Annotated in this window: 12 protein-coding genes and 1 pseudogene; 4 read left to right on the top strand and 9 right to left on the bottom strand. The window is 68.2% G+C overall.

Going from position 1 to position 15768, the window contains the following annotated elements; translation table 11 throughout:
- Positions 1 to 3: 3 nt before the first annotated feature.
- From OHA98_RS40315 to OHA98_RS40300, 4 genes are read left to right on the top strand one after another with little or no spacing between them, the layout of a single operon-like run.
- Positions 4 to 1479, top strand: coding sequence for an NUDIX domain-containing protein (locus OHA98_RS40315; protein WP_266933223.1), 1476 nt, complete (start codon positions 4 to 6; stop codon positions 1477 to 1479).
- Entirely contained in the window at positions 1476 to 2738 is a 1263-nt protein-coding gene (locus tag OHA98_RS40310; protein ID WP_266933221.1) for a protein-L-isoaspartate O-methyltransferase, read from the top strand. Before OHA98_RS40315 ends, OHA98_RS40310 begins: the two co-directional genes overlap by 4 nt.
- Positions 2735 to 3595 (top strand): class I SAM-dependent methyltransferase, encoded by an 861-nt coding sequence (locus OHA98_RS40305; protein WP_266933219.1) that lies wholly within the window; start codon positions 2735 to 2737, stop codon positions 3593 to 3595. Before OHA98_RS40310 ends, OHA98_RS40305 begins: the two co-directional genes overlap by 4 nt.
- Positions 3592 to 4689, top strand: a complete 1098-nt coding sequence (locus tag OHA98_RS40300) for an NUDIX domain-containing protein (protein WP_266933217.1) — start codon at positions 3592 to 3594, stop codon at positions 4687 to 4689. The genes OHA98_RS40305 and OHA98_RS40300 overlap by 4 nt, the downstream gene beginning before the upstream one ends.
- A 197-nt stretch (positions 4690 to 4886) precedes the next feature.
- On the opposite strand, the pseudogene OHA98_RS40295 reads toward OHA98_RS40300, so the two are convergent.
- The 9 genes and pseudogenes from OHA98_RS40295 to OHA98_RS40255 form a co-directional block, all read right to left on the bottom strand.
- Positions 4887 to 5168, bottom strand: a pseudogene (locus OHA98_RS40295) (ATP-binding protein); the annotation flags it as partial.
- Positions 5159 to 5374 (bottom strand): DUF6245 family protein, encoded by a 216-nt coding sequence (locus OHA98_RS40290; protein WP_266933215.1) that lies wholly within the window; start codon positions 5372 to 5374, stop codon positions 5159 to 5161. The gene OHA98_RS40290 and the pseudogene OHA98_RS40295, both read right to left, overlap by 10 nt.
- A 282-nt stretch (positions 5375 to 5656) precedes the next feature.
- Complete coding sequence (locus tag OHA98_RS40285; protein ID WP_266933213.1) at positions 5657 to 7840, bottom strand: NACHT domain-containing protein; 2184 nt, start codon at positions 7838 to 7840, stop codon at positions 5657 to 5659.
- A 361-nt stretch (positions 7841 to 8201) separates the two neighbouring features.
- On the bottom strand, positions 8202 to 8348 hold the full coding sequence (locus tag OHA98_RS40280; RefSeq protein ID WP_266933211.1) for a hypothetical protein: 147 nt from the start codon (positions 8346 to 8348) through the stop codon (positions 8202 to 8204).
- A 48-nt stretch (positions 8349 to 8396) separates the two neighbouring features.
- Positions 8397 to 8768: a hypothetical protein gene (locus OHA98_RS40275; RefSeq protein WP_266933209.1), complete on the bottom strand. Its 372-nt coding sequence runs from the start codon at positions 8766 to 8768 to the stop codon at positions 8397 to 8399.
- 86 nt (positions 8769 to 8854) lie between these two features.
- On the bottom strand, positions 8855 to 11305 hold the full coding sequence (locus tag OHA98_RS40270) for a DUF6262 family protein (protein WP_266933258.1): 2451 nt from the start codon (positions 11303 to 11305) through the stop codon (positions 8855 to 8857).
- Between the two features lie 5 nt (positions 11306 to 11310).
- Positions 11311 to 12438 (bottom strand): TniB family NTP-binding protein, encoded by a 1128-nt coding sequence (locus OHA98_RS40265; protein ID WP_266933207.1) that lies wholly within the window; start codon positions 12436 to 12438, stop codon positions 11311 to 11313.
- A complete protein-coding gene (locus OHA98_RS40260) occupies positions 12435 to 14504 on the bottom strand; it encodes a transposase (RefSeq protein WP_266933206.1) in 2070 nt (689 codons plus the stop codon). The genes OHA98_RS40265 and OHA98_RS40260 overlap by 4 nt, the downstream gene beginning before the upstream one ends.
- Positions 14505 to 14515: 11 nt before the next feature.
- Positions 14516 to 15154: a TnsA-like heteromeric transposase endonuclease subunit gene (locus OHA98_RS40255; protein ID WP_266933204.1), complete on the bottom strand. Its 639-nt coding sequence runs from the start codon at positions 15152 to 15154 to the stop codon at positions 14516 to 14518.
- Positions 15155 to 15768 lie beyond the last annotated feature (614 nt).

The raw sequence follows: 15768 nt of genomic DNA, 5'->3' as shown, positions 1-15768 counted from the left end.
CCCATGCCCCCCTCTCGATCGCACATCCGTGAACTCGTCACCGCCTACCTGGCCCGCCACCCTGGTGAGCACCGGGCCCTGGCACCGCTGCTGGCGGGTCTCGATGCCCCGTCCGACCCGACGTCGCGGGCGACACTGCCCTGGCACATCACGTGCAGCGCCGTCGTGATCGATCACGCCGGACGGGCCCTGCACGTGCGGCACAACGCCTCCGGAGGGCTACTGCTTGCACCCGGAGGCCATGGCGAGCCTGACGATATGACGCTCATGGCCACCGCCGTGCGTGAGGTTCACGAGGAGACGGGCATCCCCCCGGGGCTGCTCCGCCAGAGTGCCGCGTTCTGCCACGAGCCCGCCGACATCGATATACACCCCATCGACGCCAACCCGGCCAAGGGCGAACCGGCCCACCATCACTACGACTTCCGGTTCGTCTTCCACCTCGTTCCCCCCTCCGTCGAAGCGGCCCTGCAAACCGAGGAGGTCTCCGCTGCCGTCTGGCTGCCGCTCGACCAGATCACCTCCCCCGGACTGCGGGAGAAGCTCCTCGCCGCCGACCTGAGCGCCGCCCCGGAACCGGTCAACGCCTCCGTGATCATCCACGACTCGGGCGGCCGCTACCTGCTGCATCTGCGCGACCAGCGGGAGGGGATCTGGGAGCCCGGCGTGTTCGCTCTCCTCGGCGGCGGCCGGGCCCCCGGCGACGCCTCCCTGGAGGCGACACTGCTGCGAGAGCTCGGCGAGGAAGCCCCGGGGCTCAAGGTCACCGGTCTGGAGCCGTACGCCGTGGAGGAGACCACGAGCGTCGACGGGCTGAGTGTTCCTGTCCAGATTTTCACGGCCGTGTGGGAGGGCCACCCGGACACCGCCGGGCTGCGAGAAGGGGTCCTGCTGCACTGGTGCACCCTGGAGATGCTCGACCGTCTGCCCCAGTCCCCCGGCCTCGGAGACCTGCTCCGCCGGCACGCCGCCCAGCACCCCCCGGCCTCCACCCCGCCCAAGGCGTCCCGTCCGTCGGCCGACCGGTCCCCGGCAGGAACCGAGCTCCACGTCGTAGGGGTCCACCTCTACCTCCAGGACGCCGACGGCCGGGTCCTTCTGGGCCTGCGGCACCCCGACTCCGCATACGCCGGGCACCTCTACCACGCCCTGGCGGGTCACTGTGAGCGGGAGGACGCTGTCAGTTGCCTGATTCGCGAGGCAAAGGAGGAGGCGGGTCTGATCCTCGATCCCGAAGGGATCGAACTCGTCCACCTGGTCCACAGTCAGGACTCGCCCTCGGCGAGGCCGAGGATCCAGCTGTTCTTCCGGCCCTGGATCTGGTCCGGTGTGCCGCAGGTGCTGGAGCCCGACCGGTGCGTGGAATGGCGGTGGTTCGACCCGAAGGATCTGCCGGACAACACCGTGCCGTACACCCGGCAGGCCATCGGGGCCATCCTCGACGGCCGCCCGTACTCGGACATGGGATGGACACGATGACGGCCACGGACACGACTGCTTCCGTCGGTGGGGAACGGTGCGATGCGCCCGGTGCGGCGGATCCGGTCGCGGCGCGGGAGGCGATGGTCGCCCGGCTGGAGACGGCCGGCCAGCTCGGGCCGGGGGCCGTTCGCGAGGCGCTGCTGGCTATCCGCCGCGAGGTCCTGATCCCGCAGGCATACGTCCGGCGCAGCGCTCCGGGGGAAGAGCCGCCGCGGTGGGACTTGCTGGACTGGGGCGCGCCGTCCGACCGGATGGAGCTCCTCGCTCTGCTGTACGGGGGTGGCAGTGTGCTGGTGCAGCACGACGGGGAGCCGTTGCTCGGTCGGGCGCGCGGGGCACGGTCGGGTGGGGTGATCTCCTCGATGTCGTCGGTGACGGGCATGACCGCCGAGCTGCTGCAGGAGCTGGATCTGCGCCGGGGACAGCGGGTGCTGGACGTCGGGACTGGGGCGGGCTTCACCGCGGCGGTGGCCTGCCATGTCTGCGGCGATGAGGAGGTGGTCTCTCTCGACCGGGACCGGCATCTTGTCGAGTCGTCGGCCGCGCGTCTGGCTGATCTCGGGTTCCATCCGCATCTGGTGTGCGGGGCGGGAGGGGAGGGCTGTCCGGGCCGCGGACCGTTCGACCGGATCTTCCTGTCGTACGCGGTACGACAGGTGCCCTCCGCCCTGGCCGGGCAACTGGCCCCGGGAGGCCGTTTGTTGGTGCATGTGACGACCGCTTCGCCGTCGTGGCCGGCGCTCGCCGTCGTCGAGCGCACAGCCGACGGCTTCTTGAGAAGCGAGTTGCGGGCGGTGGAGTTCGCACACCGCGCCGGGCACGGCGTGGACCGGATCTGGCTCACCGAGGACTTCCGTCATCGCATCGCGACCGAGCTCGGCACGCGGGCGTACGTGAGCGCGCGGGAACTGCCGTCGGGCACCGACCGCGGCTTCTGGCTGGCAGCCGATCATCTCCTCGGAGGCGGCCTGGTGCGGGACTTCGGGGCCGAGTACCTGGCCCTCGGCGCGCCGGGCTGCGGGTCATGGTTGCGCGCCGCACCGGGCGAGCAGGGCTGGCACGTCGCGGCTCACGGCCCGCGCGACATCTGGGCGGAGCTGCACGACCTCGCCGACCGGTGGCGGGCCGCAGGCTCCCCGGACCGCTACCGGCTGGACTTCACCGAGGACGGCGGCCAGCGGGTGTCGTCGGTGAACGGGGACCTGGCCTGGCCACTGTCCGCCCCGGGCCCCGTTGAGGAAGGAGCGTTCTCGTGACCCGTTCCGAACCCGATGTCCGGCCCGAGCAGGAAGCGTTGTTCTCGACCGCTGCCGAGCACTACGCCCGGCACCGGCCCGGCCTTCCGGACCCCGCCGTGCACCTGCTGGCCGGCACCCTGGCCGGGCGCACGGGACCAGCGCTGCTGGATCTGGGCACCGGCACCGGACAGGTGCCGCGCGCCCTGCTGGCCGCGGTCCCTCACCTCGCCCACGTCGAGGCGGTCGACGTCAACCGGGCCATGCTGGTCAACGCCCGCCGCGCTCTCGGGCCGCTGCTCGGCGGCTGCACCCTGACCCTCGTCCACGGCTCCGCACACGCCTACGCCCCTGCGCCCGGAATGGCTGTTCCGGCGCCGGATCTGGTCACCTTCTGCCGGTCCTATCACTGGATGGACGGGCCCGGGGCCCTCGCGATGGCGGACCGTGTCGCCGCCCCGCACGCCACCGTGGCGATCATGGGCGACGGGAGCCTCTGGACCCACGACGCCGGATGGACCCGGCAGCTGCGCGAGCTGATCCAGCGCCACCTGGGGGCCGCCCGCCGCGCGGGGACCGGCACCGCCTACACCGCTCCCGCCCGCTCCTACGAGGACGACCTCGCCGCATCCGTCTGGAGCGACGTCGCCGAGCACCGGTTCCCGGTCGCCCGCACGTGGACACCCCGCGGCGTTCTCGGATACCTGCGCACCACGTCGTTCGCGAACGCGGGCCTGTTCCCCGACAGCGCCCGGCATGACGCGTTCGAGGCGGACGCCCACGCCCTGCTCACCGGGATCGCCGACCAGGAGGGGCCGCTCGTGGAGCAGGCCGAGTTCCGGGTGCTCCTCGCCCGCCGCCCGGGAAGCGCCCGGTGAGCGGGGGCGAGCGGCATGCCGAGCCGGTGGACGTCCACCTGATCCTGCGCCGGGAAACTGGCGATGGTCCTGAGGTCCTGCTGTCGCGTCGGGCCGGGAAGGTGTACGCGGCTGGCCTGTGGCACCTGCCGTCTGGGCATCTGGACGGTCCGCACGAGGACGTGGTCACCGCCCTGATCCGCGAGGCCAGGGAGGAGACCGGTGTCGTCATCGACCCGGCCGACGTGCGGGCCGCCGTGACCGTGCACCACCGCAGCCCCAAGGGTGACTCGCGGTCGGGGTACCTTTTCGAGGTCCGGCGGTGGAAGGGCGAGCCAGGGATCGCGGAGCCGGACGTCTGCGACGCGATGGACTGGTTCCCCGTTCACGCGTTGCCCGTCCGGATGGTGGCGTACTGCCGTGCCGGCCTGGACGCCTACGCCGCCGGCGCGCGCCTCGCCGTGCACTTCCAACCGCCCGGCGACACCATCGCCTTCGACCCCGGCGCCGACCGGCTGCGGGTCGTACCGGACATGACCGGCGCCCAGACGTCCGGCGCCCGTCCCGACGAGGCGGTCGTGGAGTTCGCGGAGCGCGCGGTCGGCCGGATCACGCAGTGGACGGATACCTCATGGGCACGTGAGGAGAGTCGCGTATGGCGGGTCCACGGAGTCCAGAGCGGCACCTGGTACGTGAAGGTCCATCAGAACGAGCGATTCCACGGCAGGGAAGTGCGAGGGCTACGGACGTGGGCAACCTCGCTGGGAGCGGCGGCGCCACGGCTGGTCGCCGCCGACGAGACGCTGCGGACGGTGGTTCTCACCGCGGTGCCGGGCCGCCCGCTGCACGGCACGGTCCTGGCACCGGAGCGGGAGAGGGCGATCTTCCAACGGATCGGCGCACTGACCCGCCGTATCCACCAGTCCGCTCCCCCACGGCCCGCTCCCCCGGGCAGCGGCCCGTCCGTGGCCAAGGCCGACCGGCACCTGGCCGGAGCACGGCCCCGTCTACTCCCGGGCGATGAGGAGTTCGTCCGCGACCTCGTCCGACAGGCCGAAGGCCTGCCACCGCTGGAGTGGGTGGAGACCCACGGCGATCTCCACGCCCTTCATTAGGCAAGCCAGTTGTCGGGATCGAAGTTGTCGGATCGGTCGTCGGCCCCTTCCCCCGCAGCTGTAGGTTCCGTGTTTCGGTGCCCAACGGCATCGCCGTGACCTGCAGGGCTTCGGCATTCCGCGCTCGTGTCCTCCGAACGCGTTCCGCAGAACCGTGTCCAATCCTCGGCGGGCCTGTTTCGCGCGGCGGGCGGGCCTCAACTCTTGACGGCCTCTGCGATCCGCAGGGCTGCCTGTGCGGGCGTGAGGTGGGTGGTGTCGATGACCTCGGCCTCACCGTGTAGCCACGTGCGAGCCGCCTCGGCATAGGGCTCAAGGTATTTGAGACGGAACGGGGAGTTGGGGCCAAGAACAGTGTCGCCCGCGATGCGCTCAGGGAGGGTGCCCTGGTCGGCGTGGAGGACGAAGTGCCATACCGGAATGGCATGATTGGCGAGGCCCGTGCTGATCTCGCGCCAGCACTCCTCGATCAGGACAGTTGGCTCGCAGCGATCACACCGAGCAGTTGGTGCAGCCCGGTCGTCGCGTGCGCCGCCGCGATGGGAATCGGCCCGACCTCCCGGTTCTGCGCCATCAGCCGCAGCGGAGTGCCGGCCCGCAGCACCTGCCAGCGGATGGACTCCATGCACTTGGCCGGGGTCTCGTCCAACCCGGCCCCGGCAGCGGTGAGCTGTTGCTCCCACACCGCATGCTGGGCTGCCCATCGCGTCCGAGGAGACGTTCACCGAGCTTGGCCTGATCGCCCGCAAGCGCGGCCCCGGCCGGCCGAAGAAGGCCACCACGGTTACCACGGCCGCCGAGTAGACAGGCAGGGCGGAGGCCCTCGTTCCATCGAGATGCGAGAGCCTCCGCCGTCAGAAGAGACCTGCAAAGTCTTTGCTGGCATCCGTTAGAGGGTGGTTTGGGGGTCTTTGACTGGGTTTGATTTGCCAGCGAACCCACGCCAGTCCCACATCGGAATGCTTCTTCATGAGCGGGGTGGTGGCGCGGGGTGGGTGGCGAGGTGGTCCTGGAGTTCACGATGGCGGAACTGCCATGCCGTCCCAGACACGCGCAGGATACCGAGTTCGTAGCAGTCATCGAGGAATCGTCCCAGCCGCCACGGCAGATTTCTGCGCGTGTGCAGGAGTAGCGAGAAATACCGCAGAGCCGCCGGGCCACCCGCAGCGGGGATATAAAACACGAAGACGCCGACCGTCAGCGAGTAGACGAATTCCACCATATATTGTGCATCAAGGCTAACATTGGGCACGAGGATCCTGAACGTGAGATCGGATGCGAATTGGCTCACGAGTAAGGCCCCGGTCACCATCACAGGCCCGAAAACAACCGCAGCGGTGAAGTCCATGCGGATGAGGTGACGTGGAAGGAGTCCCACACTCTCCTGCTTGATCATGAGTCCCCGTGCGAGACCGACTACGAGACCGAGTAGGAAGCCGCCAACCAGGCCGAGCGCAACGCTTACCTGAAGCGACTCGTCACTCGTCCCATAGCCGAGGCCGAAGATGCTCAGAAAGCCGATCGGGAAGCCGGTCGTAAAACCCAGCATGAGAGCACGCCGGCCGTCAGGGGTACGAAGACGGCCCAGGTCGATCCGCCGTGGCTTCGGCCATGCTGGGCGGTAGAGCACCGTCACGCAGTAAAGTAGCCCCCAGATTACTATCCCGCCGGGAAAGTAATCCGGTTCCAGCAGCAAGCCAAGACCAAGCAGGGGAAGTGGCGCCACTGCGGCTAGAAGGCGTTCGGTCCACCGTGTCCAATACTTCCCGCCCAGGGGCCACAGTTCGTGGAGGACCAGGTCGGTGCTGCTCAGCGCACGCCCTGCGACGCGGCGGTGCGAGCTGTCTCCAGGGCCGCTGTTGTCATTGAGGTAGCGGGCGAGGAATGCCAGGCGGCGCCAGGTGGCGTCGGCATCCAGTTGCGGACGGGCATCGGTGGCCGACGGATGGGAGATGTCGTCCGAGCCCCGGTGGGGGGCGGCCACCGCGGCACCGATGTACTGGTCCAAAAGGTACTCGTAAAGAAGCCCGTCGGTAGCCAGCACGAGGAGATCGGCGGGGTCACGCAGGTATCGCCCATCGGCGGTCCGCTCCTCGAAGACGGTGGCGGCCAGGGTCAGTCGCCAGGGCGTATCCAGCGCTTCGGCCAGCAAGGTGTGTTCCGGCTGAACGGTGCCGGCCGGACCCGCTGCCACCGTTTCCAGGGCGGAGAGGACCGGCCGCCAGCGGGCCCGGCTCTGCTCCGTACCGGCGACGCGTTGCGACAGGTAGCTGCGAGCACGGGAGGCATCGACGCGGGCCACGGCAATGTGTGCCACGATGCGGGGTTCTGTTCCTGCCGCCACCAGGGCCTGATAGTGGGCGTGCCGGCAGGTCACGACGACTGGGCAGTGTGCGCCACCGTGCTCGAACTGTTCGATACGGCGGAGGAGGGCGGCGGCGCGTGAGGTGTAGCCGGGGGCCGTGCCCGGGTCCATTTCGTCCAGACCGTCGATGACCGGCAGAACGAGATTGGCGTCCACCAGGCGGGCGGCTTCGCGGCGGGGAAGACGGTAGACGTCGGTCAGGTGTGTCCGTAACCAGTCACGTATGTCGCTGCCGGGCCAGGATGCCGCTGTCAGACGTACCGGCACCGGCTCCTGCGGGGAACGTTTCTTGTCGGCCAAGCCCAGGATCAGGGCCAGGGCGAGCACGGTTTTGCCTGTTCCCGCGTCACCGCCAATCTGTCTGTCCCGGCCCTCGGACGGTGTGCCGGTGATGACCATCCGCCCAGGCTGCAGGCCCTGGTAGTAGTTGGCGATTGCCTCCAGAGTTCCGTCGGCGCGCGAACTGCTCATCCCTGTGGTCGTGGCCGTGAACGTGAGGTCGATCCGCCCGTTCGGCACTGCCAGGCCACTGCCCAGCAACTGCCGGTACTGCGCGCCCTCCACCCGCGCCACCAGTCTGGCGAATTCCTCCGCGATCACCGAGGCCGTGCTCTGGTCCCGAAGGGCCCGGAGGCCCGCCCACGTCCCCCATCCCCCGAGGACCGTACCCACCACGCTGGGCAGGAGGGCCAGCACCGATCCCTGGTCGGCCCCTCCTTTCACCCCCGGCAGCGCTAACACCGTCCACAACAAGCCCCCCACGCACACCGCAACGCTGAGCACCATCGCCGTGACTCCCCCGGCACGCCCCCGAATTATCATGAGCGCATCCTGCCTCATGGAACAGGCTGCCCAAGCCCAACCCGAGGATCTCCGCAAGCAGATCGACGACCTTCAGGACCGGGGACCGGCTGGAGGAGGCCGACATACACCTCGGACACCTCGCGTGTAGGTTCCGCGTTCCGATGTCATATGGCGAGTCCGTGAGCTGTGCGTTCCGCTGAGTCCGCGCGCCGTGTCACCTTGATCGTTCCGGGTCGTGTCGCTTCCCCCGGACGGTGTCTTGGAAGCGAGCGGCTGTTCTCGGCCCCGGAGTTCTAGCTCAGACATCAGGCAGCAAGTAACCCGCCGGTAGCCTCCAGTTGTTCTACACCGGGTGTTCCGCAAGGATTCGGATGACGTTCTCGGCGACGGGCTCGGCCTCGTCGAAGTGCATGCCGATGAAGTACTCGCCGTCGCGTCGGGAGTCGTGCCGGTCCTCCTCAGGTATGGCGTGGCTGTGGGCGATGCGCATGCACTCTGAGTAGAGCGAGTTGAGTAGCTGGGTCTCGCCTCCGCTGACCTAGGAGGGCTCCAGCCACGGCGACACCCACAGTCCTGTTGCGACGTAGCCGTGAACGCGGGCGATCCTGCGGTGTTGCTTGACCCGGTTCTCCCAGACGCCGGGGGCGGCCTTCCCTGCCTTCACGTACCACCCGTGTCCACCGTGGAAGCCTGCGACGTAGAGGCGGTTCGTCGGCGGGTCGGGGTCGGTGTACCGGCGCAAATTCGTCCGCGTGAGCTGAGACGAGACCCGCAACTCGCGGTCTGCGTAATCGATCTCTCCCCGGGCGAACTGGGCTATCAGTCCCTGTAGCTCGTCGCGGTAGCTGGTCCGGAGGGCTTCGTCGTGCTCGTCCCAGGGGAACCGGGGGTCGTAGGACCAGGTCGTCATGCGGTCGCCTTCTGGTCGGGAGTGGGCAATCGCATGACGGTACCGCCTCCCGTCTGAGCGCGTCTGCTACTCGTCTGGTGTCTGAGTTAGGACTCCAGGGCACACTCCTTCAGCGCGGCCTCCAGTTTCTCTTTGGTCTCCTTCAACGCCTCCTGCAGCCGGGTCATGTCCGCCTTGAGTCGGTCGCGCTCCGCGCGCAAGGTTCTGAGTTCGGCTGTGGCGAATTCCAGGTCGGCCCTCAGCGATTCGGCTGAGGTGCCTGAGCCTGCCTCCACTTCGCGAACGGCCCTGCCTTGTTTCTCGATCGCCTCCTCGATGCGCTCGCGTAGTCCCTCGGCGTATACCAGCCAGTTCGAGACCCGCGCAGTTCGAGCGAGTCCGAGGAAGGTGATCTTCTCTCCGGCTGCGACCATCTCGTCGAGGGCCTTGAGTACGCGGCCTCGTTTGATCTCGCTGTCGCGCTTTCTCGTCTCGCGCAACACCTGGGCTGGAGTCCGTTTGGCCGTGGTCCTGTCCGACGGCCTGGCACGGGCTTCGTCCGAACGCACTCGGTCGATCAGGGCCGCACAATGCTCGTCCTCGACGGTGTCGGAGGTGGCACGGGTGTCCTCGGGCACGGGTTCTTCAACTCTTTCGCAGCGATCTGGTCGATGCCGCGGCCAGGGCCCCGGCGTTGGGTTCCGGGGTTCGAAGGCGATCCTGAGGTGCTCAAGGCTGGTGCCGAGCGCACTGGCGGCGGCGGACGGTGGCAGGCGGCTTCTGATCAGCTTGGATGCGTGCTCGGTATCGGGCAGGCGCATGCCTCGGCCTGGTAGGTCGAGGTGGTCGACCAGCGCCAAAGGCGGTGACCAGGTGACGGGCTCATCGATGCCGTGCGAGGCCAGGTAGTGCGCGGCGTGCTCTTCCAGAGCCTCCAGGAGCGACGGCGTCATGATGACCGGCAGGTTCCGGGTCTTGTCGGTGGAGTCCAGGTTCAGGGAACCAGAGGGCGAGTAGAGGTCAGAGCCGGTCAGGCGCTGGTAGAGGTATCGGCGTACCGCTGTGAGTCGGTACTGGTCGTCAGGCGGGGCGCCGGTCCGGTGGCGAATGTCGATCCAGATGGCCTCGGGCAGCAGGTCGCTGCCCTTCAACTTCCGCCGACGGGCGTAGTCGATGGGTGCTGGGTGTTGGTCGAGATACTCGGCGAGAAGACAGATCGCGGTGGGCAGACCGGTGCCGGCCGGGGCGATTTTGGGGAGGAATTGTCCCAAGGGAATCGGCCGATTGCCGTGCAGGAGCGAGGTCGCGAGGTCGTAGCGCTGCTGCCACCAGCCGGGGAGCATGACGGCGGCGGACAGGGCGGCGCGCCAGAAGTGGTAGTTGTAGCGGCCGGCGAGATTGGTTTGCGGGGGGAACAGAAGCAGAGCCCAGTCCAGCCAGAGCAACTGTGGCAGCGAGTGCGTCCGCATGATGACCGTGTGGTCGCGGTGCTGCGGGACACGGGGCCGGGCGGTGCAGGTGCGGTAGCGAAGCCGGGGACCTATGGCCAGGTGGGGGTCGGCGGCTCGCCAGAACTGCTGTTCCAGATCGGCAGAGGCCAGCCGTGTGATGCCGCGGCGTATCTGCTCTGTCGGTCCCTTCGGCATGACCGCGACCTCGCGGTCGACCAGGGTGCGTATGGCAGTGAAGGCGGCCTCAGCGAGAGGGCCACGGACAATCCCGACCGCCACGCTGAAGGGGCCAGCGATCACAGCCGCGTCGACCGGCGCGTAGAGGGCACTGTTCCCGTGGAGTTGGCGTGCCCGCTCGATCTGCGGACCGCAGTCGGTGAAGTCGCCCGGCTCGGCTCGCAGGAGACTGCGGGCGGCGATAGCGGTGACATCGGTGAAGGCGTCATGCAGGCAGGGATCGTCGTCGCCGGCCTCGATCCGGCTCAGCAAGCCGTTGATCCATTCCTGCGCGTCAAGGACTGGGCTGTCCGACGGCAACGGAATGACCTCGCTTTGCGTCAGGTCGGCTCGGCATGTCCGCCCGTCGCGGGCCCGTGCCGAGCATTCGTGCTGGCGGACCTGGTGGCTGTTGGAGGGGCGGCGGTGCGGCCATCGGCCGCAGACCGGGCAGGCGTGCGCGAGCAGCACCTGGTGCCGGGGGCAGGCGATCGACCAGGTCAGACGCCAGCGGAGGGGCCAGCGGCCGGCGCCTTCGGCCAGGCACCGCGGGCAGTATCGGGAGCCGATGCTGCGGCCCCAGAGTCTGACACGACGTACCACCCGGCGAGTGTCGTGCAACGCGAGTGCGTAGCCGTCGTAGCGGCGCAGTGTCATGGCGTGCAGGAGCCTCGTGTCGGTGCCGGTGATGTGGGCGAGCCGGTCGGCTTCCTCGGGGGTGAGGTAGGTGGTGTAGTCCGGTGTGTGGTCGGTTCGGGTGGGGAACGGCGATCCAGCGGCGATGAGCAGGTCGCGCAGGCTGATGTTGCTGCGGCGCATGAGGGCGCCCAGCCACGAGTTCAGGGCCTCGCCCGGGAGCGGGGGCAGCCGGATGGGCAGCGTCCGGGGCATCGCCGTCAACGCCGCCTTCTGCCCTTGTTCGGTTTGCTGGTCGCCTTTCCGGAGGCAAGGAACGCCTCCCACTCGGCCAGCTGCTGCTGGGCTGCCCAGTCGAGCTTGACCTGGGCGAGCAGGTCCTTGGTCAGGCGCTCCTGCTCGGTGCGCATCGCGCGAAGGCAGCCGAGCCTGATCAGCGACATGAGCGAGCCGATGTGCCCGCTGCAGCGGGCGTAGAGCTGGTCGGACAAGTCATCGGCGAGCATCCCGGGGTATTTGTTGGCCAGGACCAGACGCTGCTCAAGGGAGAGCAGGAAGCGCCGCCACTGCTCTCGCCCGACCTCGTGTTCGATGCTGAATGCCTGGAGTCCGAGCGGCGTGATCCGCCGGGCGAGCTGTGGATCGTCGTAGAGACCTTTGCCCTCAAGGTCGTGGCCGATGAACAGGATCATCAGCGGGAACTCATTGGCGATCGTCTTGAACTGGTTGGCCAGCTCGGTCCCGCGGCGGGAGCGGAACTGCAGGAACTGCAGGTCGTCCACCAGCAAGAGCCGTGACTGACAGGACACAGCGCAGTCCAGGGCGCGCGACAGGAACGAGTTGGCGCTGCCGCTGTTGCGCCCGGCGTGGGCGAAGAACTCCAGCATCGCCCAGTTGAAGTCCTTGACCCTGGTGTCGCCCATCATGCCGACCCGGATCACGGGCCAGCGCTCGTGCCCGGCCTCGGTGAACCGCCCGTGCTTGCTGATCAGGGTGTTGTGCACCTTCTTGGCGAACGAGAGACCGACGGTGGTCTTGCCCAAGCCGGGGAACGCGTCGATCGCGGCCATGCCCTTGGCCTGCCAGCTGGGCTGGTGCACCCCCGCATCGAAGATGTCGGTGAGGTCCGCAGAGAGCTCCCGGGCCTGCATAGTCTTGATCGGCCGCAGGTTGGCGAGGAACCTGCGGCGGTCATCGTTGTAGTGGTCGAGCGCCTGCGGATCGAGCGTCTTGAGGTCCGCCATGGTGAGTATGGGCGGAGCGGGTGTCTCTTTCGCCTCGGCGAACGCCGCGAAGCCTTCCTTCCTGGTGAGCGTCAGGTTGTCCAGGGGCAACGCGCGCCACGCCGGATCCTCCGATGCCTCCGGGCTAGCCTCCGCCGTGGTCACAGGTCTTCCAGGGCGTCGGCGTAGAAGGCGTCCTCGTCGAGGTCGGTGCCGCCGTCGAAGTCCTCGAAGTCGGCCGCGTCGTCATCGCCGATCTCCTGCGCGGGCGGTCCTAAATCCTCGGCCACGGGCTTGTCGTCCTCGATGTCGATTACGAACGCCGCCTGATCGCGGGCCATGCGCAACGCCATCCGCCGCTCGGCCAGCGTCTGGCCGAAGCCCAGATTCCACCGCTCGAACAAGTCGGCCGTCACCAGACGGTCGTTGGGGTGCCGGTACTGCTTCGCGGCCAGTCCGCGTCCATATCGCAGTGCGTCCCTGCTCATCGGCATGCTCAGAACCGGGGCGTGCTCCCAGCGCAGGACGCGCCAGTGCCGGTCCTGGTCCCGGAAGTAGACACGGGTGATGTCGTCCGGGTTGACCTGGAACGGCCACAGCCCATTCGGGTAGGGACTCGGCCGCCCGTCCTTGGGCAGCCCCGCGCCGTCGTAGCGGCACCCTTCGATCTCCACCCCGTAGGGCTGGATCGTCCTCCAGGAGGTCTCCAGGAACTCCAAGCCCAGATGTGGATCCCGGGGCACCTCGATATAGCCAGCCCTGGCCATGCCGTGTGCGAACATCTGCGCCGGGGACAACCGCAGGCCGGGAACCCCCGGCTCCACGAGACTGCGGTGCGGCTTGTGGTGGTAGACCGCCGCGATCCACTGCCGGATCTTGTCGGCGAGCTCGTCGAGGAAGAAGAACGCCTCTCCCTCCGGATCCACCCCGCGGGAGAAGATGTCAGGGCCCTTGTAGCCGGGCAAGCCGTAGAGCAGGTCCTGACGCAGGGTCCGAAAAAATCTCTCGATCGGTCCCTTGTCCCGGCCCGTACGAAGCCGGACCGGTTGTATGGAGATCCCCATCCGCGCGCAGACGCTGGTCAGGTGATCCGAGACGTAGATCTTCCCGTGGTCGATGACGATCGTCTCCGGTGCCAATGCGGGCCCAGCGGCCCGCGCGATCGGCCCCTCGATTGCCCGCGGGTCGACCAGCACCGACCGTGGGATTCCGTGCTCGGGCCAGACCGCCTCGGCCGGCCAGCTCGGCAGCACCGGCAACGGCCGGTATGCCTGGTAAAGGACCGAAGCCGCGTCCACCGCCTTGGTGGAGACCGGCGTCAGGCGCATCCCCACGATGCAGCGCGTGTACCAACACATCGCGACCGTCAGTTCGCAGTTCACCCACCGCAGCGTCAGCGGATCCAGCGCGAACACGTCCAGCCGGGTGGTGTCCATCAGGACGTACTCACCTGGCCGGGTCGCACGCAGTCTGCCGTAAGCCTCCCGTGGCCGGCTGGCGATGTCCCTGTTCCGCTTGGTACTCAACCGGAACGTCGGATGCTGCTTCTCCAGCAGTGCCAGTGCCTCGTAAGCCTTGGATTTCGAGGGCATCGTCACCGCGCCCTCTCCGAAACGGGCGACCAGCCTGGCCCGGGTTCGGTCGATCACGGTCTTGCGCATCGGCGTGGCCTGGTCGATGTACTCGACCATCACCTCGATCGCCGTCTCCACCCAGCGCGGATCACACCGATCCAGGACGCTCTTCCTCAACGCCGCGGTCGCCAGGGCGGCTTCGCCGCCGCTCTCCAGCCCCGCCACCCAGCGGCCGATGGTGCGTACCGAGACGCCGAGCTCGTCGGCCTTGGTCTGATAGCGGACCATCTTCGGCAGCGCCGGATCGTAGCCGGGACGCGGTTCACCCTCGCCAGCCAGCTCACGGCTGCCCGACCGGTAGCCGTAGAGGACCTCCCGGACGTGCTCAGCCCTGTCCAGCAGTTGCTGTCGTTTCTCAAGACCCAGCTGGGACAGCACAACGGCCGCCGGGTCCACGTCGTCGGCCGAGGACGGTCCCGGCTCATCGGGCACGAACTGCACCCGGTCGGAGAACAGCAGTTCCTTGACCGATACCCGCAGCAACCGGCTGAGTCTGTCTTTCAGGACGACCTCGTTGCCAGCCGTCGTCGCCGCGGTCTCGACGACTTCCACCAGTTCGCCGTCATAGAGCATCCGGGTGCCGACTCCCAGCCTCACGGCCCCGGAGTTCACGGCCGCCGCCGCAGAACGTGCGTCGACCCCAGCGGACGGTCCAGATCCGTGGTCAACCACCCCGACCAGAGCAGATGGAACACCGATGAGCGCACCGCATCGGGATCGAAGGCCGGGACCGAGCCGAACGCCTCGGCCAGCGTCGCGCCGTTCAGATCGGCCAGCCGAAGTACGTCCAGGAGTATCGGGTCGAACAGCCAGGCCCGGCGGTAGCCGGCCAGGAAACGCACGTTCTCCAACAGCGCCACCGGCGGCTCGCTCCACACCTGGTAGCCCCAGCCACGCGACTCGATGACGAGTCGGCTCCAGTCGAAGGTGAAGGCGACGTCCGGACGTGACACCCTGCGCGCCGGCTTGACGTCCACGACCAGCGGGCCCTTGGTGGTGCGAAGCAGGAAGTCAGGGATGTGCTTGCGTACCGCGCCATCGACGTACGCGGTCATCAGGAACGGCTGTGCGACGATCCGGGACACAGCAGGGTCGAAATCCGCGAACAGCAACCGCGTCAGTTCCAGCCGGGACTCGTAGATCACCAGAGCCTGCTCTGTCGCCGACCAGAAGGACCCCGAGTAGTGCCTCTGGCCCAGGTGCCAGCGAAACGTGCGCCAGGGGGCCGCCTCGAAGAGGTCGCTCAACGACGCCTCGCTGAAGGCACACTCCGCGAACGCACGCCCGCCTACGTGCCTCGCTCGTAACGTTGCTGTCGAAACAACACTTCCCACGGACACGCCTCCCGCAGCCCCCATCAACCGCCACGACCACGGTGACTCCAGGACGTGACCGCTGTCTCCGCGACGACCACGAGATAGCCCGAAAGAGTGAACGCGCTGGCCAGCACTTCCATGCGACTTGTCCAATTGGGCATCGGCTGGACATGACAGCCTGGAATTGGACGCCGAAGCGCGGAACCTACAGCAGCGGCGGGGCGCCCGGGCAAGAAACACCGAGCACCCCATATCTAGGGTTGTTAAGCGAACTTCCTGGTAGTCGACAGATAGTCGTGTGAGGCAAGTGAGGCACGTCTGGGGCGGCGGCACAGGCTGAGCTCAATTCCTGGGGATCAACGAACTTCCCAGGACCCACGGCGCCACCGAGACCCGGGCGCCGAGCGCCGAGCGCATCTTCGCATCCGAGGAAGCAGGTCAACTGAGGCCACCTTGCAGACACGTCGAGAGAGATACCTACGAACTACGCAGCGTTCGCGCCGTGTTGTGGCCTGTTAGGAGGACGTCACCTACGTGGAGGCGTG

The sequence above is a fragment of the Streptomyces sp. NBC_00654 genome (genome assembly GCF_026341775.1).
In the GTDB taxonomy this organism is placed as follows: Bacteria; Actinomycetota; Actinomycetes; order Streptomycetales; family Streptomycetaceae; genus Streptomyces.
Note: the sequence above shows the minus strand (reverse complement) of the source record. Positions and strands in the feature narration are given on the sequence as shown.